The sequence below is a fragment of the Reichenbachiella sp. genome (assembly GCF_039969095.1).
GTDB lineage: Bacteria > Bacteroidota > Bacteroidia > Cytophagales > Cyclobacteriaceae > Reichenbachiella.
In genome coordinates this window covers 916,257-938,653 of record NZ_JBDVOL010000010.1, presented here as the reverse complement: position 1 = coordinate 938,653, position 22,397 = coordinate 916,257, and the positions used below count along the sequence as shown (strand labels likewise).

Annotated in this window: 23 protein-coding genes; 9 read left to right on the top strand and 14 right to left on the bottom strand. The window is 36.7% G+C overall.

Features of this window, described 5'->3' with window-relative positions; genetic code table 11:
- Positions 1-344: 344 nt before the first annotated feature.
- From serA to ABJH98_RS07295, 3 genes are all read left to right on the top strand, one after another.
- Complete coding sequence (gene serA / locus ABJH98_RS07305; RefSeq protein ID WP_348306991.1) at positions 345-2,243, top strand: phosphoglycerate dehydrogenase; 1,899 nt, start codon at positions 345-347, stop codon at positions 2,241-2,243.
- A gap of 305 nt (positions 2,244-2,548) precedes the next feature.
- Complete coding sequence (locus tag ABJH98_RS07300; RefSeq protein WP_348306990.1) at positions 2,549-3,631, top strand: aminotransferase class V-fold PLP-dependent enzyme; 1,083 nt, start codon at positions 2,549-2,551, stop codon at positions 3,629-3,631.
- Positions 3,632-3,700: 69 nt separating this feature from the next.
- Positions 3,701-4,624, top strand: coding sequence for a universal stress protein (locus ABJH98_RS07295; protein WP_348306989.1), 924 nt, complete (start codon positions 3,701-3,703; stop codon positions 4,622-4,624).
- Here the strand turns inward: ABJH98_RS07295 and ABJH98_RS07290 are convergent.
- On the bottom strand, positions 4,621-5,082 hold the full coding sequence (locus tag ABJH98_RS07290; protein ID WP_348306988.1) for a MarR family transcriptional regulator: 462 nt from the start codon (positions 5,080-5,082) through the stop codon (positions 4,621-4,623). The two genes, ABJH98_RS07295 and ABJH98_RS07290, sit on opposite strands and share 4 nt — an antisense overlap.
- Before the next feature lie 128 nt (positions 5,083-5,210).
- On the opposite strand from ABJH98_RS07290, the gene ABJH98_RS07285 reads away from it, so the two are divergent.
- Positions 5,211-5,636, top strand: coding sequence for a DoxX family protein (locus ABJH98_RS07285; protein WP_348306987.1), 426 nt, complete (start codon positions 5,211-5,213; stop codon positions 5,634-5,636).
- On the opposite strand, the gene ABJH98_RS07280 is transcribed toward ABJH98_RS07285, so the two are convergent.
- The 3 genes from ABJH98_RS07280 to apaG all read right to left on the bottom strand — a co-directional run bounded on the left by ABJH98_RS07280 (position 5,637) and on the right by apaG (position 7,830).
- On the bottom strand, positions 5,637-6,548 hold the full coding sequence (locus tag ABJH98_RS07280) for a chromosome segregation protein SMC (RefSeq protein WP_348306986.1): 912 nt from the start codon (positions 6,546-6,548) through the stop codon (positions 5,637-5,639).
- 92 nt (positions 6,549-6,640) lie between these two features.
- Positions 6,641-7,369: a class I SAM-dependent methyltransferase gene (locus ABJH98_RS07275; RefSeq protein ID WP_348306985.1), complete on the bottom strand. Its 729-nt coding sequence runs from the start codon at positions 7,367-7,369 to the stop codon at positions 6,641-6,643.
- 74 nt (positions 7,370-7,443) lie between these two features.
- Entirely contained in the window at positions 7,444-7,830 is a 387-nt protein-coding gene (gene apaG / locus ABJH98_RS07270; protein ID WP_084370606.1) for a Co2+/Mg2+ efflux protein ApaG, read from the bottom strand.
- Positions 7,831-7,909: 79 nt separating this feature from the next.
- Here apaG and ung point away from each other — a divergent pair, with 79 nt between their 5' ends.
- Positions 7,910-8,572, top strand: a complete 663-nt coding sequence (gene ung / locus ABJH98_RS07265) for a uracil-DNA glycosylase (RefSeq protein ID WP_348306984.1) — start codon at positions 7,910-7,912, stop codon at positions 8,570-8,572.
- Between the two features lie 63 nt (positions 8,573-8,635).
- Here the strand turns inward: ung and lepB are convergent, their stop codons facing one another.
- The 7 genes from lepB to ABJH98_RS07230 all read right to left on the bottom strand — a co-directional run bounded on the left by lepB (position 8,636) and on the right by ABJH98_RS07230 (position 16,525).
- Positions 8,636-9,727, bottom strand: a complete 1,092-nt coding sequence (lepB, locus tag ABJH98_RS07260) for a signal peptidase I (protein ID WP_348306983.1) — start codon at positions 9,725-9,727, stop codon at positions 8,636-8,638.
- Positions 9,728-9,768: 41 nt separating this feature from the next.
- Entirely contained in the window at positions 9,769-10,482 is a 714-nt protein-coding gene (gene dapB, locus ABJH98_RS07255; RefSeq protein ID WP_348306982.1) for a 4-hydroxy-tetrahydrodipicolinate reductase, read from the bottom strand.
- Positions 10,483-10,540: 58 nt separating this feature from the next.
- Positions 10,541-11,137, bottom strand: coding sequence for a DUF5683 domain-containing protein (locus ABJH98_RS07250; RefSeq protein WP_348306981.1), 597 nt, complete (start codon positions 11,135-11,137; stop codon positions 10,541-10,543).
- Between the two features lie 7 nt (positions 11,138-11,144).
- Positions 11,145-12,056 (bottom strand): ParB/RepB/Spo0J family partition protein, encoded by a 912-nt coding sequence (locus ABJH98_RS07245; protein ID WP_348306980.1) that lies wholly within the window; start codon positions 12,054-12,056, stop codon positions 11,145-11,147.
- A gap of 20 nt (positions 12,057-12,076) precedes the next feature.
- A complete protein-coding gene (locus tag ABJH98_RS07240) occupies positions 12,077-12,859 on the bottom strand; it encodes an AAA family ATPase (RefSeq protein ID WP_348306979.1) in 783 nt (260 codons plus the stop codon).
- Positions 12,860-13,047: 188 nt separating this feature from the next.
- Complete coding sequence (yidC, locus tag ABJH98_RS07235) at positions 13,048-14,886, bottom strand: membrane protein insertase YidC (protein WP_348306978.1); 1,839 nt, start codon at positions 14,884-14,886, stop codon at positions 13,048-13,050.
- 4 nt (positions 14,887-14,890) lie between these two features.
- Entirely contained in the window at positions 14,891-16,525 is a 1,635-nt protein-coding gene (locus ABJH98_RS07230; RefSeq protein ID WP_348306977.1) for a CTP synthase, read from the bottom strand.
- 203 nt (positions 16,526-16,728) lie between these two features.
- Between ABJH98_RS07230 and ABJH98_RS07225 the strand changes: the two genes are divergently transcribed.
- The 4 genes from ABJH98_RS07225 to ABJH98_RS07210 are packed head-to-tail and all read left to right on the top strand — an operon-like array spanning position 16,729 to position 19,400.
- Positions 16,729-17,268, top strand: coding sequence for a sigma-70 family RNA polymerase sigma factor (locus ABJH98_RS07225; RefSeq protein WP_348306976.1), 540 nt, complete (start codon positions 16,729-16,731; stop codon positions 17,266-17,268).
- Between the two features lie 43 nt (positions 17,269-17,311).
- A complete protein-coding gene (locus ABJH98_RS07220) occupies positions 17,312-17,755 on the top strand; it encodes a hypothetical protein (RefSeq protein ID WP_348306975.1) in 444 nt (147 codons plus the stop codon).
- 40 nt (positions 17,756-17,795) lie between these two features.
- Positions 17,796-18,293 carry a hypothetical protein gene (locus tag ABJH98_RS07215; RefSeq protein ID WP_348306974.1) on the top strand — a complete coding sequence of 166 codons (498 nt, stop codon included), beginning with the start codon at positions 17,796-17,798 and terminating at the stop codon, positions 18,291-18,293.
- 9 nt (positions 18,294-18,302) lie between these two features.
- Complete coding sequence (locus tag ABJH98_RS07210; RefSeq protein WP_348306973.1) at positions 18,303-19,400, top strand: hypothetical protein; 1,098 nt, start codon at positions 18,303-18,305, stop codon at positions 19,398-19,400.
- Here ABJH98_RS07210 and ABJH98_RS07205 read toward each other — a convergent pair.
- The 3 genes from ABJH98_RS07205 to ABJH98_RS07195 all read right to left on the bottom strand — a co-directional run bounded on the left by ABJH98_RS07205 (position 19,368) and on the right by ABJH98_RS07195 (position 22,337).
- Positions 19,368-20,363, bottom strand: a complete 996-nt coding sequence (locus tag ABJH98_RS07205; protein ID WP_348306971.1) for a hypothetical protein — start codon at positions 20,361-20,363, stop codon at positions 19,368-19,370. The genes ABJH98_RS07210 and ABJH98_RS07205 overlap by 33 nt on opposite strands.
- A 139-nt stretch (positions 20,364-20,502) precedes the next feature.
- Positions 20,503-21,480 carry an ROK family protein gene (locus ABJH98_RS07200; RefSeq protein ID WP_348306970.1) on the bottom strand — a complete coding sequence of 326 codons (978 nt, stop codon included), beginning with the start codon at positions 21,478-21,480 and terminating at the stop codon, positions 20,503-20,505.
- The gene (locus ABJH98_RS07195; protein WP_348306969.1) at positions 21,480-22,337 is read right to left on the bottom strand and encodes a hypothetical protein; all 858 of its coding nucleotides are present in this window, start codon (positions 22,335-22,337) and stop codon (positions 21,480-21,482) included. The genes ABJH98_RS07200 and ABJH98_RS07195 overlap by 1 nt, the downstream gene beginning before the upstream one ends.
- Positions 22,338-22,397 lie beyond the last annotated feature (60 nt).

The window sequence follows — 22,397 nt, the reverse complement described above, 5'->3', positions numbered from 1 at the left end:
AGCGTTGATAAATATTCGATCCATTTATTATATGATTGTTCCGTTAAGTCGCTCTCCATAACACGTCATGAATCAAGTCCGAAAAATCATTTTAAGCATTTACTATGTGCCATTTGAAAGCCTATCAGTTTTGATAAAGAATTTCATTTGGTTTAAGGTTTTAAATATTTGAAATTTACTAACAATAACTCACTTTTTTAGAAATATATCAAAATATTCAATGTCTTGTTATAAATTCTGATAGAAATAAGCATTTATACAAAGAATCAAAATAATTTTACGGTAAGAACCCAATGTGATCAAACAAGATAATTACGCATTCATATATAAAGCCGAATGAAAACATGACGGAAACAGTTGCGAAAAACTTTGTGATAGATTTTGACAGCACATTTACAAGTGTGGAAGCATTGGATGTATTGGGATCGATATCACTCAAGAATCACCCTGAAAAAAGTGAACGGCTCAAAAAAATAGCGGATGTTACAGATTTAGCGATGAGTGGCAAACTCTCTTTTAGAGAGTCGCTCCATCAGCGCATACAAATTTTGGATGCCAAAGAAGAGCATATCCCTATTCTGATCACAATGCTAAATAAGCTAGTTTCTAAATCTTTTAAGAGAAACAAGGCCTTTCTAAAGGAACATTCAAATCATGTTTATATTCTGTCCAACGGATTCAAAGAGTTTATTTTTCCTATTGTAGAAAAATATGGAATAAAAGAGGAAAATGTTCATGCCAATACATTCGTATTTGATGAAGTAGGAAATATTGTTGGATTTGACGAAAACAACATCCTATCTCAAAGCAAAGGAAAGCCCGCAAAAATCGAAGCGTTAGATTTGAAAGGCGAAATTCATGTCATTGGTGATGGATATAATGATTACGAAATAAGAAAAGAAGGGAAAGCAAATCGATTTTACGCGTTTACAGAAAATATCTTCCGTGAAGATGTAGTTAAAAATGCCGATCATGTAGCGCCATCATTAGACGAAATACTTTATCACAACAAAATGGAAGGAGCATTATCATATCCTAAAAATAGAATCAAAGTCCTCTTACTTGAAAATATCCATGAAAAGGGTGTGAAAATAGTACGTGAGGAAGGGTATCAAATAGAAATTTATCCAGCAGGGATCACCGAAGAAGATCTTTGCGAAAAAATAAAGGACGTCTCCATATTGGGCATTCGATCTAAGACCATGCTCACTAAAAAAGTTCTGGAGCATGCCAATCGACTGATGGCAGTTGGAGCTTTTTGCATAGGCACCAATCAAATTGATTTGGAAGAATGCACAAAGCGTGGAATTGCTGTTTTTAATGCACCATTTAGTAATACTAGATCAGTAGTTGAACTTGCAATCAGTGAAATGATCATGCTCATTAGAAACCTGCCAGATAAAATATTCTCCATGCATCAGGGCAAATGGGATAAGTCGGCTAATGGTAGTTTTGAAATTAGAGGAAAGAAACTAGGCATTATTGGATATGGAAATATTGGCAAGCAACTTTCTGTTTTAGCCGAAGCATTGGGAATGAATGTATTCTATTATGACCTTGATGAAAAACTAGGCTTAGGCAATGCAACCAAATGCAAATCGCTGAAAGAACTTTTATCAAAAGCCGATATAGTTTCTCTTCATGTAGATGGTAGAAAAACGAATGCCAACATCATTGGAAAAAAAGAATTCGGTTATATGAAAGATGGAGTGATTTTTATGAATCTTTCCAGAGGTCATGTAGTAGACATCAAAGAACTTAAAAAGAACATAGAAAGTGGTAAAATTGCTGGTACTGCTGTTGACGTATTTCCAGAAGAGCCACTGAGCAATGCACACGAATTTGTGTCTGAACTTAGGGGACTTCCGAATGTAATCCTTACCCCTCATATTGGCGGAAGTACTTTGGAAGCACAGGAAAACATTGCGGAATTCGTTCCAACCAAGATCATTGATTACATCAATACAGGAACAACTACTAATAGTGTGAATTTTCCAAATATCACTTTACCTATTCTTAATGACGCACATCGATTTATCCATGTCCACCACAATCAACCTGGTGTCTTGGCCAAAATCACGAACACGCTTGCTAAACATGACATAAATGTTATGGGACAATATTTAAAAACTACAGATACAGTGGGCTACGTGATTACGGATATCAACAAGGACTATGATAAGAATGCCATAGCGGACTTAAAGAAAATAGAAGGAACTATACGTTTCAGAGTACTATATTAATGAAAAAAGACTCTTGCCAAGGCAAGAGTCTTTTTAATAAATCTCTGGGAATCGGTTTAATTAAACCTGAAAATGTAAGGATTTGAGCTATTCAAATGATTCAATCTTCCTCTGTTATCTCCGAAGAGTTACGACTAGCGTAATGAGGCCCGATTTAGCCACAGAAATCACTCGGTCATTTTTATAGTATTAGCTTAATAAACATTCAAAAACCCAGAGATTTGTCCAACAAATGTATTCATTTTGCAGTCAATATTAGCAGGTAATTTATTCTTTGTTCTCGATTTTTTTGATTTTAAAATCCAATGAAAAACATATTCTTTACTCCTGGCCCATCTGGTCTTTATTTTACGGTAGAACAACACTTAAAAGAGGCTTTTCGGTCTGACATTCCTTCTATCAGTCACAGAAGTAAGGCGTATGTAAAAATACATCAACAAACAACTGAAGCATTGCAAAAATTGCTTCAGCTTCCAGATAATTATACCATTGGTTTTACCTCTTCAGCTACCGAGATATGGGACAGAATGAGTGAAAATTTAATCGCCAAACATTCGCTGCATTTTGTGAATGGAGACTTTTCGAAAAAATTTCACAGTGCAGTGGCTTCTCATGGCAAAAATGCAGAAGCAAGAATTGCAATAGCTGGAACAAATCATGACCTTTCGAAGGTCGAAATTGATGAAAAAGTAGAACTTATTGGACTGGCTCAAAATGAAACCAGTACTGGAGCTGCCATGCCCGTAGAAGACATCAACTTTTTGCGAAGCAAATACCCGGACCCAATTCTTGCAGTTGACGCAGTTAGCTCTCTACCTATTCCAGCTTTTGATTTCAACCAAATGGACAGTTTATATTTTTCTGTGCAAAAATCTTTTGGACTTCCAGCAGGTTTAGGTGTTTGGACATTTAATGACAGATGTATCGAAAAAGCTGAAAAACTACAATCAGCAGGCAATTATCACGACTCCTACAACAGTATTTTGAAGATTGCTAAAATGGCTCAAAAGCACCAAACTACTTGCACACCTAACGTGCTAAACATTTATCTATTGGGGAAAGTCGTTCAAGACATGTTGGCAAAAGGAATTGGACAGATCCGGCAAGAAGCCAAATATAAGAGTGCCTTATTGTACAATTTATTCGAGTCACACACCAAATTAAAATCGTTCGTATCTGAGAAAAAATTCAGATCTGAAACTGTAGGTGTAGCTGAGGTAGAAGGAGGATCTGAAAAGCTTATTAAAGCATTGGCCAATAAAGGTTTGCATATCGGAAGTGGATATGGTGAATTTAAAAATCAACATATTCGCATTGCGTCTTTTCCTACACATTCAAAGGAACAAATAGAAATGCTAGTTGATGAGATAAATCAGTTGGATTTTTAAAATTTGATTTATCTTTTTGTGCTAAATTGAATACTGTAAGTTTTATTACGACTTGAACGAACGAATCTGATGTATAAATTCGAAAAAATATTGGTAGCACTAGATCACAGTGATCTTGATAAAGAGTTGATCTATGCTACGTCTATGATTGCTAAGTTAGCTGACACTAAGCTAGTTAAGTTTATTAACGTAATCAAAGATTTAAATGTACCTGCTGCGATCAAAAAGGAATTCCCTAACATCGTAGAAGATGCGCTAGCCGAAAGAAAGAGAGAAATCGAAAGAGAGATTGATCGGTATTACATCCACAACAATTCAAAAGTAAGCGTTGAGATTTCTTCTGGTCAACCCACAAAATCTATACTTAAATTCAGTGCTAGTAAGGAAGTGGATTTGATTATAGTAGGAAGAAAAAATGAAAAACCAGGTGGTGGCGTAATTATCAGTAGACTAGCAAGAAGAGCTGCCTGTTCGTTGCTCATTATACCCAAAGGGTTTGATAAAAGAATAAGTAAAGTTTTGGTTCCGGTAGATTTCTCTAAAAATTCACTTGATGCGGTAAATCAAACCATTGATCTCTTGAATATTGAGCACTTTCCAAAACCAAAGTGTATTACTCAGCATGTCTACCAAGTGCCGAGTGGATACCACTATACAGGAAAATCGTTTGAAGAGTTTGCGGCTATTATGGAAGAACACGCCAAAAAAGATTATGCCGTATTTGAGAAAAAATTCAGTAAAACTGATCTGACCATAGAACCAATATACACGTTGGATAGGCATGAAGATGTAATTTCTTCAATATACAAAACAGCTAAAAAAATAAAAGCAGGAGCCATAGTCATTGGCGCAAAAGGTATTACTGCTGCAGCATCATTGTTTATTGGAGGTAGCGCAGAGAAATTAGTTCAGCTGCATTCAGAAATTCCAATTTTAGTAGTCCGGTCAAAAGACCGACAAAAAGGACTTCTGGATATACTGAAAGGTATTTAATCAGGAATGGTACCTCTAAATCTATCTAGAAAATTATTGATCTGTTGGCACTCATCATCTGAGAAAGAATTGATTTCATCAAAAAGGCTTTGAAGTGTGATATCAAGACTACTTAATACTTCAAGTCCTTTATCTGTAATATAAACATCAACTGCTCTCCTATCCACTTTGCTTGGGATTCTTGATACTAATTCTTTTGATACCAATTTATCAACGATTCTAGAGACATTAGACATTCGATCAAGCATACGATCAATGATCAAATTGACCGTACATACTTCGGGGTGCTGTCCCCTCAGGATGCGCATGACATTGTATTGTGCTAAGGTGAGACCTGCGGGTTTTAGAACTTTCTGTTGCTGTTGTTCAAACCAATTTCTAGTAAAAATCAAATTGACAACTACTTTTTCAAATTCAGATTTGAATTTTTTCTGTTTAATGTCCGTATTAATTCCCATAACAATATGAATAATTGTATCTAATGTCGATACATCAATGTTAGTGACTTAAATATTGAACTGCAATTTTGAATACTGTTTTGTGAGTTTGTCGTAACTTATAGCTCTGATAAACAATTGGAAATCCAATGACTTTAAAAAACGTAGTCAAGTACCTACCTCGAATCATTGCATCTATTATTCTGCTGGAAACATTACTTTTCAAATTTGGTATTGGAGGTGAAGCATTTTTAAATGAGTCCAGATCTCTTTTTATCAACCTCACTCAAGCCATATTTGGTCATGGAGAATATGAGTCCATATTCAGAATAGGAACTGGCATATTAGAACTTCTTGCCTCTATTCTGATCTTGTGGCCAAAACATGCTGGATTAGGCGCTTTATTGGGAGTTGGCTTAATGATGGGAGCCATATTATCCCACATCTTCTTTATCGGAATCATTGTGGGAAATGATGGTGGTCAATTGATGGTAATGGCTCTGATCGTACTCATGTGTTGCACTAAAGTTCTTTTTGATGAAAAGAGCCAGGTTCTATCTTATTTTGGCAAGTAATTACTTGATAATAAAAGAAGCACTTCCCATCTTATAATCGTCGGTAAATACTTCTAACTTGTATTTACCTAAATCATAATCACTTCCTTTATTATAAAGAAATGTCAATGATTGGCTATTTCTATCAAATAGAATATCCTTTTTAACGGTATAGAAACTCTCCCTACCTTCAAAAACAAATGTTCCTGACCCAGATGCCACATCAAAAATCACGTTCCCATCAGGGCCAGTTATTTTAACCAAGATACCTTTTCCTTCGATAGGTGCTACTCGATTTTCTAATATTTCAAAATCAATTTTTAGATGGTCTATGTGTCTGTTTTTAAATGGAGAAGTCCTTTCTTTTCCAGAAGAGCTTATTGCCAATATCTCCACTTTTTCTACCTTCAGTTTTGAAGCTGTTGCTACTTTTTCTTCAAGCTTCGCTTTACTCTGATTGAGATCTTTAATGGATTCATTCAGCGTATTAGCCTCAACTTTGAGTTCAGTATTTTCAACCATCAAAGAGTCATTCAATACTTTCAAACGCTCAATTTCTACATCTTGTGCCAATAATAATTCTTTGTATCCTTGTACTTTTCCATGTAGATCCTTGATTTGTCTATCAGACCTTTTTCTTAATGCTTTCTTCTCCTCTTCCAACTGAGTCTTTATTTGCAACAAGGTATCTATCTCACCTCCTAATTGAGCTATTTTCAAAATTCTAGTGTCCAACTCATTACTCATCGAATCGAGGTCAGTATAAGCCTGATCTAGTTGTTCTTGAGTCATTTGATTTTGTTTGGCTAGCTCTGAAGACTCAATGAATTTATAGATAAAAGCACCACTAGCTGCAATTAAAAGCAAGACCAGGATGACTGTGACTATCTTTTTACTCTGATTTTTTTCAGGGTTTAAATTCGGTTCTGGCATTGAAGACTGATTTTCCATAGTTAATTATATTGCTGCAAAAGTATAAGATAATTGTTCATAGGCAATTGATCCTTATCCAATCAAAAAGCTTCTTAAAATTGAAGCATATAATGTTTTCTTTCGAGTCGGACATTTACAAAAACTATTCCAAGTTTATTATTTTCCATATATATGTGATTGGGAAATTTATAGATTATTTCTTGCCATGCATTTCGCATTTCAAGTGACCAATTAATATCATCCAAGACAATCAAACCATGGTCTGAGATAGACTGAAGCGATTTTTTGAAATAGTTAATCGTTGCTGCAAATGTATGATTCGCATCGATATAAATAAAATCAAATAGCTTGACATTTTGATCCAAAAAATGATCAATATCGGATTCAATTAATTCAATATTTTGAGTCCCCAGCCTTTTGAAATTATCTTCCGCTATTTTGGCCAACTCTTTGTTTCCTTCTACTGTAGTTACACGGTTGACTCCATCAGCTTGGCTTAAATAAATTGTATTTACACCTAAAGAAGTGCCTAATTCAAGAATTTCATTGCAATTGCTATGCTCTATCAGATTTACGAGCACTTCTGATTGCGACCTATTGGTTATTCCAGACTTTGCAATGCTACTGATTCGTTTCGAATGAAGTACTGATAGGCTTGAACCCGATCCTAACTTATTGAGCGAGATGCTTCTATTGTCTCTAAAGAGCTGAGCTCTCAGAGCTTCTATCGGTTGTTGAGAAATTCTTCTTCTTGTTGATGGATTTAAGGCGTTTTGATACAACTGAAACAGAAATGGTGACTGCAAACTATGCTGATCCATGACCAAAAGCCAATACTTAATGTATCGAAAGATTCGAAAAAGGATAATTCTGAAATTCAAGAAAGGTATGTAATCTAGTTGAATCGATCAGGAACGACCATTACAAATTCTGGAATTCGCACTTCGATTTTTTTCCCATCAATAATACGCTCTATGAGATAAGTGCCAATCATTTTACCCAAACCACTTTTTAGATTACATCCAGACACATATACATGCTCCTGTCCCGGCTCAATAATTGGCTGTTGCCCTACTACTCCCTCTCCCTCAATCTCACGATCGCTATAAGCCGCATCTTTAATGTACCAATGCCTTGATTTGAGTTGGACGGTGTGCTCACTTTGATTCTCAATAGTTACTTTATACGTAAAGACATAGTGAAATTGTCTGGGGCTAGAATACTTGGGTTGGTATTCTGTCTCCACGCTCACTTTTATGCCTTTTGTAATTTCTGTTACCATCAATTAAAATCACTTTCAAATATTAATTTGTACTGCCTTGAGTGTACAAGTAAGTCAATTTATTTTATTTTCGAAAATAATGGATGTAAAAATTGAAAAAAGCTGGAAGTCGAAACTTCAAGAGGAATTTGAAGCCGAGTATTTTAAGAACCTGACACTCTTCGTGAAGTCAGAATATGAGAATTATAAAATATTTCCACCAGCTAGACATATTTTTAGTGCTTTTGATTTGAGTTCTTTTGATGATACTCGAGTTGTCATTCTGGGACAAGACCCCTATCACGGAGAAGGTCAGGCCCATGGGTTGTGCTTTTCAGTTCAGGAAGGGACTCGCATGCCTCCTTCCCTTCGTAATATTTTCAAGGAACTGAAGGATGATCTGCATGTCGATTTGCCTGCTCATGGTTGTCTCAACCATTGGGCAAAACAGGGCGTGTTATTACTCAATGCTACTCTAACCGTTAGAGCACACCAAGCGGGTTCGCATCAGAACAAGGGTTGGGAAGAATTCACAGACAAAGTGATAAAAGCACTATCTAAAGAGAAGGAAAACTTAGTCTTTTTGCTTTGGGGAGCCTATGCTCAACGCAAAGGTGAATTAATAGACAAGACTAGGCACTGTGTGCTGGAATCTCCACACCCCTCTCCATTCGCGGCCCATAGAGGGTTCTTTGGCAATAAGCATTTCAGTAAGACAAATGCTTACCTAAAATCAAAAGGACTGAAGGAAATTGAGTGGTAATGTCCAATCTTTCAGCATCATACCCTAGATAAACCAGGGTATGACGGGTTAAGATTGAATCACTTAATCTATACCATTAAACAATCGAGACCATCGTATTTTGCTAAAGAAACTCTCGTTTGGATCTATAGACATCCAGATGAATGAAGCTTCTCCAACCACATGATCCCCAGGAACAAACCCCCAGAATCTAGAATCTTCTGAATTATGACGATTGTCTCCCATCATGAAATAATAATTCTGATTGAACGTATATGTGGTTGCCTTTTCTCCATTGATGTATAGCTCAGTTTCTTTTAAGTCTACATTATCAAGACCTTCATAGTTTCGAATGGTAGTCCCGTACATAGCTACATTGTCTTCAGTCAATTCGATTGTCATTCCTTCTGCTGGAATAACCAATGGCCCATAAAAATCCGCATTCCATGGAAACCTAGATGCATTAGGAAATATCCTAGGGTTCACGAAATCTTCTGGCTCTTTATGAGGGATTACTTCATCTACGAAATCTAAACCTTCAAATTTTTCAGCGTCTTTTGGTTTGGCATGCATTTGATAAAATCCGTTGTTGGCACCACGACTATAATCCCAAACGCCATTTTTCTTAAATACACGATCATTAATTTTTTGATCAGTACGCAAGTAATAAGCAAACTGCATGTCTTCTGGATTTTCTCCTTTTTCCCCATTGATAAAGACTTGTGAGTCGCGCACTTCGATCGTATCTCCAGCTATAGCCACACATCTTTTAATATAATGTGTCTTAAGATCTGTTGGGTGTTCAAATTCTGGCGGGTAATTAAATACCACTACATCATTTCTTTCTACATCCCCAAAGCCAGGGAATCTAAACTGTGGCAATTGAATAGCATCAGTATAAGAAGGAATATTAGTTCCCCATATTTTGGCATGAGTTAATGGAAACTGTAGAGGCGTCTTAGGCGTTCTTGGACCATAGTTGATTTTACTTACAAATAGGAAATCTCCTACCAAAAGTGAGTTCTCCATAGATGGGGTAGGAATAGTAAAAGCTTCCATAAATGCCCACCGAATAAGTGTAGCTGCTACTACTGCGAAAACAATGGCATCTACCCATTCTTTTACAGGTCCTTTCTTTTCTACTTTCTTTTTGGGCTTAAAAAAATTCCAATTCATAGTTGATTTAATTTCGGCAAAGATATGATTTAAAGTGAATCCTAAAAATTAAGTAAATCGTCCATAGAATAGACACCAATTTTTCCAGCCATAAACTCAGCGGCTAACACGGCCCCTTGAGCAAAACCTTCTCTACTATGTGCTACATGACTGATCTTGATCGTATCCACCTTTGAACTATAAGTCACCTCGTGTGTTCCTGGCGCAGGGTCTATACGTTCAGAGATGATTTCTAGTTCATCTGGGTTATTTGTAGATTCATTTACCCATTTGATTTTACTGTCATTATTTGCAATCAGACCCTCAGCTAAAGTAATAGCCGTACCACTTGGTGCATCTAATTTCTGTGTATGATGAATCTCAACCATTGAACTATCATACTTCTGGCCATTCATCATCTTTGCCAGTTGTTCGTTGAGCTTAAAGAATATATTAACCCCCAAACTGTAATTCGAAGCATAAAAGAATCCCGTACCCTGCTGCTTACAATATGCGACTACCTCATCATAGTGATCCAACCATCCAGTACTTCCAGATACTACTGGCACTTTATTGGCCAAAACAGTTTTGATATTATTGAGTGCAGATTCTGGAGCGGTAAACTCAATGGCCACATCTGTGTTTTGAGGTGTAATATCATTGATTTCACCTATATTATCTATGTTGATGGTTTTGGAAACAGTGTGTCCTTTTTCTATCAAAATTTTCTCAATAGCCTGACCCATTTTTCCATACCCTACCAATCCTACTCTCATTACTTACTACTTTATTTTATTAAACAGTTGATTAGTGACAGACATCCTAGTTTTATTACTACTTATTCAATTTAAAAACCAAAGACATCCCAACATTTTGGGCAAAATATTGTTCTCGAGGGTGATAAGTTGGCTGTAGAGCCAAATCATCATTTATATTAAACTCAATCAAATGTGCTGAAACATGAGCGTCAACAATTTGAACTAAATAATACACCACTCCCATGATGATCATAAAATCACGATTTCTTTTAAATTTTTCTGCATTGAGCTGGAGTGCCTCTTCAGTATATCTAGAGAAAGGGCTACTTTCATCCAAAGTCCCTTCAATATTGGCTAAGTATGCATTCCGAAAATCATTGTAAAAGTCATTGTTATATTTAATGAAATGTCCAATCAATATGGCTCCGCCATATAATATGGGCAACTTCCAGTATTGTCTGTTGTACATCTGTCCAAGACCTGGAAACACAGCAGCATACAATGCAGCTTTATCTGGGTCAAGTGTGGATTTGCTTTGAAAGGTTTCTATTCCGGCAGTGTTTGAAATAACAATAGTGGTATCAATACTTGAGCGCAAAACCGTTTCATCCTGAGCAATAGCAGAACTGCAAATGACCAAACATCCTATCCAAATAAGTACCGATGATTTCACTCTGTATTTAAGCGTCAATGATTTCCAAAATACGATTCAACTCCGTAACGGATGTAAAAGGTATTTTGATCTCTCCTTTGTTGTTATCTTTTGAGGCAATCTTGATTTTTGTCCCAAAGTGCGAAGATAACTTGTCTTGAACACTTAATATCTCTTTACTCTCTTCTTTTTGCTCCTGCGCCTCTTGAGGCTCATCGGGAAATGAAGCTTGTTTGACCAAAGCCTCTACTTTTCTTACCGAAAGATCTTCATTAAGTATCTTTTTAAGCAAGTCAAGCTGAAGAGTAGTGTTTTCTACATTAATTAAAGCTCGGGCATGACCCATTGAAATTTTACCATCTCGTACAGCAGCTTGAACATCAGGTGGCAATTTCAATAATCTCAGATAATTATTTACCGTAGATCTTTTCTTCCCAACTCTATCACCCAATTGTTCTTGCTTCAGGTCACATTCTGAAAGCAAACGCTGATAACTAAGGGCAACTTCCATCGCATTCAAATCCTGACGTTGAATGTTTTCGATCAGAGCCATTTCAAGCATTTGCTGATCATCAGCCGTTCTGATATAAGCGGGTACTTTTTCAAGTCCAGCTAATTTACTCGCCTGAAATCTTCTTTCTCCAGAAATCAACTGGAATGAATTATTATTTAGTTTTCTAACCGTAATCGGCTGAATAATGCCTTGCGTTTTTATTGACTCAGAAAGTTCTTGAAGTGCTTCCTGATCAAAATCCGTTCTAGGTTGAAATGGATTTACTTCTATCTGATCAAGATTGATTTCTGAAATACTGCCAGCGGAAGCGCTTCGTTCTCGAAGTGGCTTTTTTGCCAATACGTTTTTATCTCCCCCATCATCACTCAAAAGTGCTCCCAATCCTCTACCTAACGCATTTCTTCTATTTGCTTTCTTTTGGCTCATCTATGTAATTATTTAATCAATTAGGCCATTTCGGCTAATTGCTCGTTGTTGGCAACTATTTCATTGGCAAGATTTAAGTAGCTGATAGCACCTTTACTTTCTGCGTCATGAGAGATTGCTGGCAAACCAAAACTTGGTGATTCGCTGAGCTTAATATTTCTTGGAATCAAGGTATCGAAAACCATTGATTTGAAATGAGTAGTTACTTCCTCTACCACTTGGTTTGACAATCTCAAACGCATGTCATACATAGTTAGTAGAATACCTTCTATTTCCAAATCAGGATTCAACCTTGACTGGATAATTTTGATGGTATTCAACAATTTACCAAGGCCTTCCAAAGCAAAATACTCGCATTGTACTGGAATGATAACTGAATCAGAAGCAGTTAAGGCATTGACCGTTATAAGTCCAAGTGAAGGAGAACAATCTATAATGATGAAGTCATAGTCTTCTCTGATAGCCTCCAGAGCAGCTTTCATTTTCATCTCACGCTCGTCGTAATTGACCAACTCTACTTCAGCTCCTACTAAATCAATGTGAGAAGGCAAAAGATCGAGATAATTGATATCAGACTTGATGATGCATTCATAAGGATCAATCGCATCCACCATGCATTCATAAATTCCAGCCTTTACCTGCTTAGGGTCTTCACCAATACCTGACGTGGAGTTCGCTTGAGGATCAGCATCTACAAGTAAAGTCTTGTATTCTAGTGCTGCTAAACTTGCTGCTAGATTAATCGCTGTAGTAGTTTTTCCTACTCCACCTTTTTGATTTGCAATTGAGATGATCTTGCCCATATAGCTCGTTGTCAGATTTAATGAAAATTGTCCATGAGTCGATAGTTACACTTCATCGACCTTGGCAAATATAATTTTCGTTTCCACAATTATTCTATTTGTCTCTGGAAACTTCTCCACATCAAAATGTTGATAAATAGCTAAATGCCTAGAAATGAAAAAGTCCCGCTCTGTGCGGGACTTTAAATTTACTTCTTTTTCTTGCCTTTTTGCTTTCGTTGTTCTTCTCCTGCCTTCATGGCCTCTTCCAGTTTAAGCTGAAATTTGGATTTCTTTTTATTGGCATTCTTTTTCCGATTCTCTTCCATCACTTTCAAAATCTTGTCTTCATCAACAAATTTTCTGAATAATGCCATTTGTCCGAATGACACGATGTTAGAAACAAAGTAATAGAAGGTCAAACCTGCCGAGAAACTATTCAAGAAGAATAAAAACATGAATGGCATCATGTATTGCATCGACTTCATTGGCCCCTGCATCTGCGAATTCATTTGACTATTAGACCAAGTGTATAATAAAGTCGATCCAGTCATCAATAAACAAAACAAACTAACGTGAGACCCATAAAACGGAATCTCAAATGGCAGATTCAATACATTATCGTAAGTGGATAAATCTGTCGCCCAAAGAAATGCCTGTTGTCTTAACTCGATAGAGTTAGGGAAAAAGTTGAACATGGCTAGTAAGAATGGAAACTGCAATAAAACTGGAATACAGCCACTCAAAGGATTGATGCCTGCTTTGCGATAAAGCTCCATGGTCTCCTGCTGAGACTTCTGCATATCCCCATCATGCTTTTCTTTAATGGCATCCATCTCTGGCTTCAAGACTTTCATCTTGGCCATCGACATATGAGACTTATAAGTCAATGGTGCCAAAATCAATCGAATCACAAAAACCAAGATGATAATGATGACCCCATAGTTAGAGATTACTCCTTCCAGGAGGTTGAAAATAGGGATAATCAACCATTTGTTGACTAATCTAAATATGAACCACCCTAGATCAACATTTTGCTCAAAGCCATTGATGACTTTCTTTTGTACCGTATAGTCATTGGGTCCAAAATAATATTGGTATTGCCCTTTTCCAGTTTTCAAATCACCAATCGGCAAACTAAGTACAGCTGTTCCAGTTTTTACTGTTGAGCTATCCAAAGGATCAACAATTGTGCTTAGCGTGGATTTCCCAATTTTGTTTTCGGCAATCAATGCTGCAGTAAAAAATCTTTGTTTAAAAGCAAACCATTTCAATCCTTGATCAATGGTCTCAGACTCTGCTCCTTCTGCTACGCCAAGGTCATCGAAATCATCACCAATAGGCTGATAATTGATAGTGGTTTTTGCTCTGGATTCTTTGAGCGTATGCTCAACATTTTTCATATTGTCAACCCAGGTCAATTGCCCATCTTGGTTGTCAATCACACCATCCATTCCAACCAGGTTGATCTCATACTTCAATTGAAAGCCTGTTCCTCCTAAAGTATAGACATGCTCCAAGTATCTGCCGCCATCTATAGCAATCTGAAATTTAACAGTGAGCGAATCTGTACCTTCAACTTTTAGTTTCCTATAATCAGATTGATAGTAAAGTTCGGATACATTAATCGGCTTATAATTGCTTACTAACAATAAATCTGACTGGCTGCTGTTTCTATCAATGAGTACTAAAGGCTCCTTTTTGTAAGTGAGATAATCCTTTAATTCTACTCGTTTTACTACCCCTCCTTTGCTAGAAAGGATAATTTTTACTGATTCATTTTCTATATTGATTTCTTCTGCTTCTCCAATTGCAAATGGAGCAAATATGCCATAGCGATCTTTGTGAATAGCTGAAGTTAACGAATCATCTACTATTTCAATTGCATTATTGACGACTTCATTTGACTGAATAGCCGCAGCTGGCGTAGTAGTTTCAATGGTTTCGGGTTCAACAGGCTGCTCTGGCACTTCCGGAGCAAAGAATTGAAAATATATGGTCATTAATGCAAGCATCAAGACCAAACCTGTGATCTGGTTCTTATCCATTTAATTAATTATTGTTTTCTGATAAATTATCTTTCTTATACGATAGGGCCGCTTTCACGAATTTCACAAATAGCGGATGTGGGTTAAGTACAGTACTTTTAAGCTCAGGATGAAATTGTACGCCAACAAACCATCTATGATCTTTCAATTCAATAATCTCAACCAATTCGGTTTTAGGATTTCTTCCTGATGCGATCATACCATTTTCTTCAAAGTCCTTTAAATAAGCATTGTTAAATTCATATCTATGACGATGACGTTCCTGGATTTTAGTATGCCCGTAAACGTTATACGCTTTCGTACCCTTTTTGATTTGACAATCATAAGCACCCAATCTCATGGTACCTCCCATTTCTGTAATATTTTTCTGATCCTCCATGATATCAATCACCGGATGTTTCAGTTTTTCAGCCATCTCTTTTGAGTTGGCATCCTTATGGCCCAATACATTTCTGGCAAATTCTATGCTGGCACATTGCATACCTAAACATATCCCAAAGAATGGAATATTGTTCTCTCTAGCGATTCGGATGGCTTCAATTTTCCCTTCTATTCCTCTTTCTCCAAATCCTGGAGCTACAAGTAGTCCATCGACTCCTTCAAGTAACTTCTGCGCATTGTCAGAAGTCACTGATTCAGAAGACATCCACTTCACTTTTACTTTACATTCGTTTTCAGCACCTGCATGTACAAATGCTTCAGAAATAGACTTGTAAGCATCCTGAAGTTCTACATATTTCCCTACTACCGTAATATTGATTTCATTCACTGGATTTTTGAGTTTCCCCAAAAAAGTTTTCCAATGTTCCAAACCTGGTTCTTTTTTATATGAGAATTTCATGCGAGAAAGTACTCGTTCATCAAGCTTCTCTTTACGCATCAAGAGTGGCACGTCATAAATAGTGTCAGCATCTTGTGCTTCGATGACACAATTAACTGGCACGTTACAAAATAGTGCAATTTTTTTCCTTAGGTCAGTGCTGAGTTTATGCTCGCTTCTACATACCAAGATATCTGGCTGTACTCCGGCTTCGAGCAATTGCTTTACTGAGTGCTGAGTAGGTTTGGTTTTCAATTCTCCAGCGGCTTGTAAGTATGGAACTAAAGTCAAATGAATGTTGATGGCGTTAGTTGGGCCCAATTCGAAACGCGCCTGTCTCATGGCTTCTATAAACGGTAGTGATTCGATATCACCTACACATCCCCCTACTTCTGTAATCACAAAATCATACTTCTCAGTTTTACCCAATCGATAAATACTTTCTTTGATTTCGTCTGTGATGTGCGGGACTACTTGAACGGTTTTCCCTAAGAATTCTCCTTCTCGCTCTTTTTTTATGACATTATAATAGATGCGTCCAGTCGTAACATTATTGGCCTGAGAAGTGGGTTCATTCAAAAATCTTTCGTAATGGCCAAGATCCAAATCGGTCTCAGCACCATCGTCAGTCACATAACATTCTCCATGCTCATATGGATTTAGCGTACCTGGATCTACATTGATGTATGGATCTAATTTCTGAATGGTAACTGAAAACCCTCTGGCTTGCAGTAACTTACCTAAAGATGCTGAAATAATTCCTTTACCAAGAGAAGAGGTAACTCCGCCCGTAACGAAAATGTATTTTGTAGTTGTCATTTGATGCTAATTCGAAACTTTTGTTACGGGGCTCAAAGGTATGGCATTCGAATCAATAATTTTGGAGAGGGCTAGATAATATTTTGGGAAGTGCGGTAAAAACAGGAAGTTTGGATCAATTCTGAAATTCGAAGTGTAAATTTATTTCTATTCCTTTTAAACCTTTAACAAATTCAATGATCTAAGTTGCAAATTGCACTACTTTGACTGACCAAGAATTAATAGAGAAACTCAGTAATGAGGAGAGCCGAAATTTTGGGTTCAATATGCTTGTGCGTGAGTATCAAGAAAGAATCTATTGGCACATTAGAAAAATGGTTATTGATCATGATGATGCTGATGACTTAGTACAGGATGTGTTTATTAAAGTTTGGAATAATATTCACAAGTTTCGCGAAGACTCTAGTCTGTATACTTGGATTTATCGAATAGCGACCAACGAATGTCTGAATTTCTTAAAGAAAAAAAGGACCAAGTTCTTTTTGCCAATAAATGATGTTGCCAATGAATTGTCTACTAAACTGGATGAAAGTTCACCTATAAGTGGAGAGGAAATCCAAATGAAGCTACAAAAAGCATTGTTAAAGCTCCCGGACAAGCAGCGATTGGTTTTTAATATGAAATATTTTGAAGAAATGAAATTCAGAGAAATTGCAGAGATCACAAAAACAAGTGAAGGAGCTTTAAAAGCTAGTTATCATTTGGCGGTAAAAAAAATTGAACAGAATATAAACCTAGATTAAACCATTTACTCAAATAACTGTCTAATCCTCAGAAGCTTATATTATGAAAAATAAAATAGATATCGAATCATTTGACAGGAAAAACATCCATCAAGTTCCTGATGGCTATTTTGATGAATTACCACTGAAAATTCAATCGAGAATTAGTGAACAGCAAAAAGCTCACTCTCCTATTTCTATTAGTAGAATGCAGATCGCATGGAGTATGACCGCCGCGATAGCTATATTTTTTATCGGCTGGATTTTATACCCTAATAACAACAATCCATCTGCTGAGCAATTATTAGCCTCCATCGATTCACAAGATTTGATAGAATATCTATATGAAGAAGATATCAGCACGGATGAAATTTTAGCTTCTTTAGATGAAAGCTATTATTTGAAGGAATTGAATTCATTAGAAACGGAATTCATTGATGAAAACTTATCTAATGAAGATCTAGAGTCTATGTATTCGGAACTAGACTATTCAACAGAAATCATGTAAGCACTTATTAAAAGTAAAAGCCATGAATATATTTGTAACAATGAAAAAAATACTATTTGCAACACTCATGTTTCTAACAGCGACTTTCGCTCATGCTCAAAATGAGGAAGCCAGACAGAAAATTGAGTCCGCCAAAATCGCACTGATAAGTGAGAGACTTGGGCTTACGCCTGAAGACGCTCAAAAATTCTGGCCGATCTATAACGAATACAGCCAAAAAAGGCGGGAGAATCACATAGAGTTTAGCAATGCTAGAAGAAACTTCAATCCTGAAACAGCCACAGAACAAGAGACACAGGAAATGCTAAAGCTAGGTAGAGAAGTAAAAGAAAGACAGCTAAAACTAGAGGGCGAATATTCGGATCGTATGCTTCAAGTGATAGATTCAAGACAACTGATGTCTCTTCAAAATGCTGAGAGAGATTTTAAAAAAATGCTGTTGGATCGTTTGGATCAGCGCAGGCAACAGCAACAAAACTCAAATGAACAGCTCCGTAAACAAAACAACGAACGAATGAGAAACAAACGAAACAACTAACTCTTTTATTTGCGTCTGAGTACTTTAACCATATTCACAGCCTTATTGGCAGGCCTTATTGGCTTGTCCAAACCTTGTTATGCTCAAAACGAACTAAAGAATGAATTGGCTGAACTTGACGCTGAGCTAGATGCCATTTTTAAAAATGAATCCGATTCAGCTTCTTTGTTTGCACTGATAGATGAACTTCTTAAGCCAGCACCCAAACAATCTCAAGTACAATTTCGATTTGGCTATTCCAGCCGAGTAACTTCAGCAGGTCGGGATTTCGGTATAAATCAGCAAGGCTTGACACCTGGTATTTCCTTCTATCATCATTCTGGGTTGTATGCAGATGCGACAGGTTTTTGGAATAGTGAATTTGATCCCAAGTACAACTTAACCGTATTTACCTTGGGCTACATAGGACAAATTAAGAAAAAGACTACCTATAGCTTTTCTTACGATCACTCTTTTTACACAGAAAAAGATGACACCCAAACCCTGACAAACTCATTGAGTGGCTCTATTACACAAGACTTTAAATATGCATACACAGGAATTGATTACTCTTTTTCTTTTGGTTCAGAGACCGCACATAGTTTGATTTGGAACTTAACAGGAAATTTTGGTTTCAAAGGGTTTAAGCCTATTAAAAAAATAACAGTACTCCCTTCTATAGCGGTACTTTTTGGAAATCAAAACATAACAACACAATATACACGCACTAGTCATTTGACCAGATTTCAGCATTCCAATGATCGGGATATGGTCTTTTTTGCAAATCGACTGCGTGAAGCTGGATATACTAATACGACTGCTGGTTTTCTCATTCGTTTGAGAGATGCAGTGAATTCTGGAGAAGATCTGAATGCTATTCAATCTCAAGCTTATGAGCTGCTTTTTCTCTCCGATTCATCAGATAATACGTTTAGTTTAATGAACTACTATCTGACACTTCCCATATTGTTTGAAACTAAAAAGTTCAATTTCTACCTAAGTTACAACTACAACATTCCAAGAAACCTGGACGGTGCTGAGTACGAGTTCGAATCGAATGGTTACTTTGGTTTTGCTATATCCTATAACCTGATGCTAAAAAGTAAAAGTACCAGAAAAATTAAATGAGCCGAAATCATCTAAAGAGTGGTATTTTGCTTCTATACCCAGCATGTGCTTCGCGTTAATTGGCCAATTTGACGACAGTCCGGCATACCACCCAAAGTCTGCACCGGATTCAAAATGCTTCTCACCCATATCTTTGTATTTCATGAATTTTAGACCAGCTTGAGCACCACCAAAAATACTGACATTCGGCTGCTTACGATAGAAAAAATATCGTAAACCCATAGGCACATAGATTCCAGTGAAATGAGCATCAGACTTTCCACTCAATAAAATAATGTCCTTTGATCTCCTCAGAAACAAAAGTCCTAGGTCAGCTGCAAGGTTTCTGTTTATAAAGTTACTGATAGTACCTTCTACGTTTAAAGTGAGATCAAAAGTTGATAATCCGATCTTAGCCGATACTAATCGTTTATATTGAATACGATCAGCTTTGATTTTGTCTTGATCACCCGAATAGTCAATATTGTATTGTTGACAGAGAGAAACCGCTAAACTTTCTAATTGATTGATATCATTTGGCAATACCCAATTGCGACCTGTGAGTTCGATCAGCATCGAATTATCTTCAAACAATGATTTTAAATCAGATTTAAAATTAACTGATTTTAGAACCATCAACTCATTTCCCTTTAGAGCCATAAGCTCACCAGAAACTAGTGTTTTGTACAATTTTATTCTACCACTAGCTACAAGTGTATTTACGAAATTCCAGTTATTGTCAATTTTTAATGATTGTACTCGTTGATCACTTAGATAAATCTCAGGCTGTGTATTCGCGCTTACAGTGATTTCAGATCCTTCTACTTCAATTCTTGCCGTAGAGTCATTAATCCAAACATCTCTTTCTGAATAAGTGAATATTATAGTGTCTGACTCAACTACATAATAACCGGATAGAAATCTATCTTGAGCATGACAAAAATAACTGAGTGAAAAAACAGAAAATAAAAGGAGTAACTTCATCTTTGATCGAGTCATTTAATTGTAAACTCCGAAGTGTATAAATTTACACATGGAATGCTGCAATAATATGGCATCCTATTCAAATGAGCCTTTACAATGAATGAGTTTATCAATGATTTTAAAACTGAGAAGCTAAACCTTAAACGGGAACACTTTTACCATTTTCAATATCCTCTAATATCAAACTAGCTGCACCAATGATAGGCGTGTGTGTACTATCTAATTCGGATGGTAATATTTTGATCTTACCTTGATATACGTTCAACAAGTTTTTCTCAAAGTGCTTGATTGTAGGTTTAAAAATCAAATCACCAGCTTTTGCAAGTCCACCCATAATGAAAATTGCCTCTGGGCTTGTATGTCCCACGGCATCTGCCAATTTAGCTCCCAACACCTTTCCTGTATAATCAAAAGCTTCCTTAGCCACCACATCTCCATTATTTGCAGCATCCGCTACCATTTTAGTATTTAGATCGTCAAAGCTGTATCTCTTTAACTCGCTATCCATATGATGATCTGCAAGCAGCTTATAAACTGTTCTTTTTAATCCCGTTGCCGATACGTAAGTTTCCAAACATCCTTTTTTACCACACTTGCATAGACGTCCGCCGCCTATTTTATAAGCAATATGACCCAACTCACCTGCATGCCCATCATGCCCTTGAATCAGTTGTCCATTAGCTACAAAACCAGAACCCAAGCCTGTGCCAAGCGTAATAGCTATAAAATCCTGCATGTTTTTAGCGCCACCAAACATCATCTCACCCATGGCAGCAGCATTGGCGTCATTGGTCAATTTAACTGGGATGTCAAATTCAGCTTCCAGTAAATCAGCCAAAGGAATAGTTCCAGACCATGGTAGGTTGGGTGCATCTTCAATCGTACCTTTTCTGTAATTGCCGTTTGGCGCCCCCACTCCTACGCCAATCAATTCCACATTTTCATCCAGAGAATCAATTGAATTTCGGATGGCTCTTGACAAATCAGAAATGTAAATATTTATATCCGGATTTTCTGTTGAGATGCTACTATGTATTCGCACTTTACCTGATGTATCTACCAAGCCAAACTTGGTACTCGTGCCTCCTATGTCTATTCCAACTATTAATTCAAGCATTATTTTGTTGTGAAGTGTTTATTAATATGATATTGCACCAAATCTTCGATAGGTTCTTTGATTATATTACCTAGATTAATCTCCTTTTCAATTAATATTTCCTTTAAAATGTCTTCGAAAAAGTATGGTATAGAACCCACGAAGTGTACCGTGTATTTTTTATGATCTGGGAAGCATTCCAAATAAATTTCCACATATTTCCTAATTCCATCTTTTAGAATCACTCTAAAAAAAGGATGGTCTTTGTGGTCATGAATAAATTGAGAAAACGACGCCAGATACACATTTGCAAAAGGTTTCATGTAAACATTTTGCAAAATATCATGCTTGGTAATGTTGTATTTTTGTTCGAATGCTGTTGCGATTTCAGGCGGCAATTGTTTCCGCAGAAAGGATTGTAGTAAAATCTTGCCAAAGTAAGCTCCGCTGCCTTCATCGCCGAGCACATAATCAATCCCAGGAACTTCTTGCCTTACGATGTCACCATCGAAAAAACAAGAATTGGCTCCAGTACCCATAAGACAAGTAAAGCTCGGAGTACCTTCATAAGTAGCAAAAGCTGCCGCAACTATGTCATGATTGACATAAATATGAGATTTAATAAAGACCTTGGATAAAGCGCGTTCTACGATGTTTTGCAACGTTTTACTTGAACAACCACTGCCATAGAAGAATACTACTTCGATTTCTTCTATATAATCTAAAATTTTACCCAAAGACCGAACAGACACTTCAACAATATCTTCTGTATGAAAATATGGATTTATCCCACTAGAACTTAAAGTCAACACTTTTTTGTTGTCTCGAATAAGTTCCCAATCGCATTTGGATGATCCGCTGGTTCCGATGAGTATCATATTGAAGGTTTGTCTTAATTCTCGAAATTAAATGTATTCTCTGTATTACTCTTTTTTATT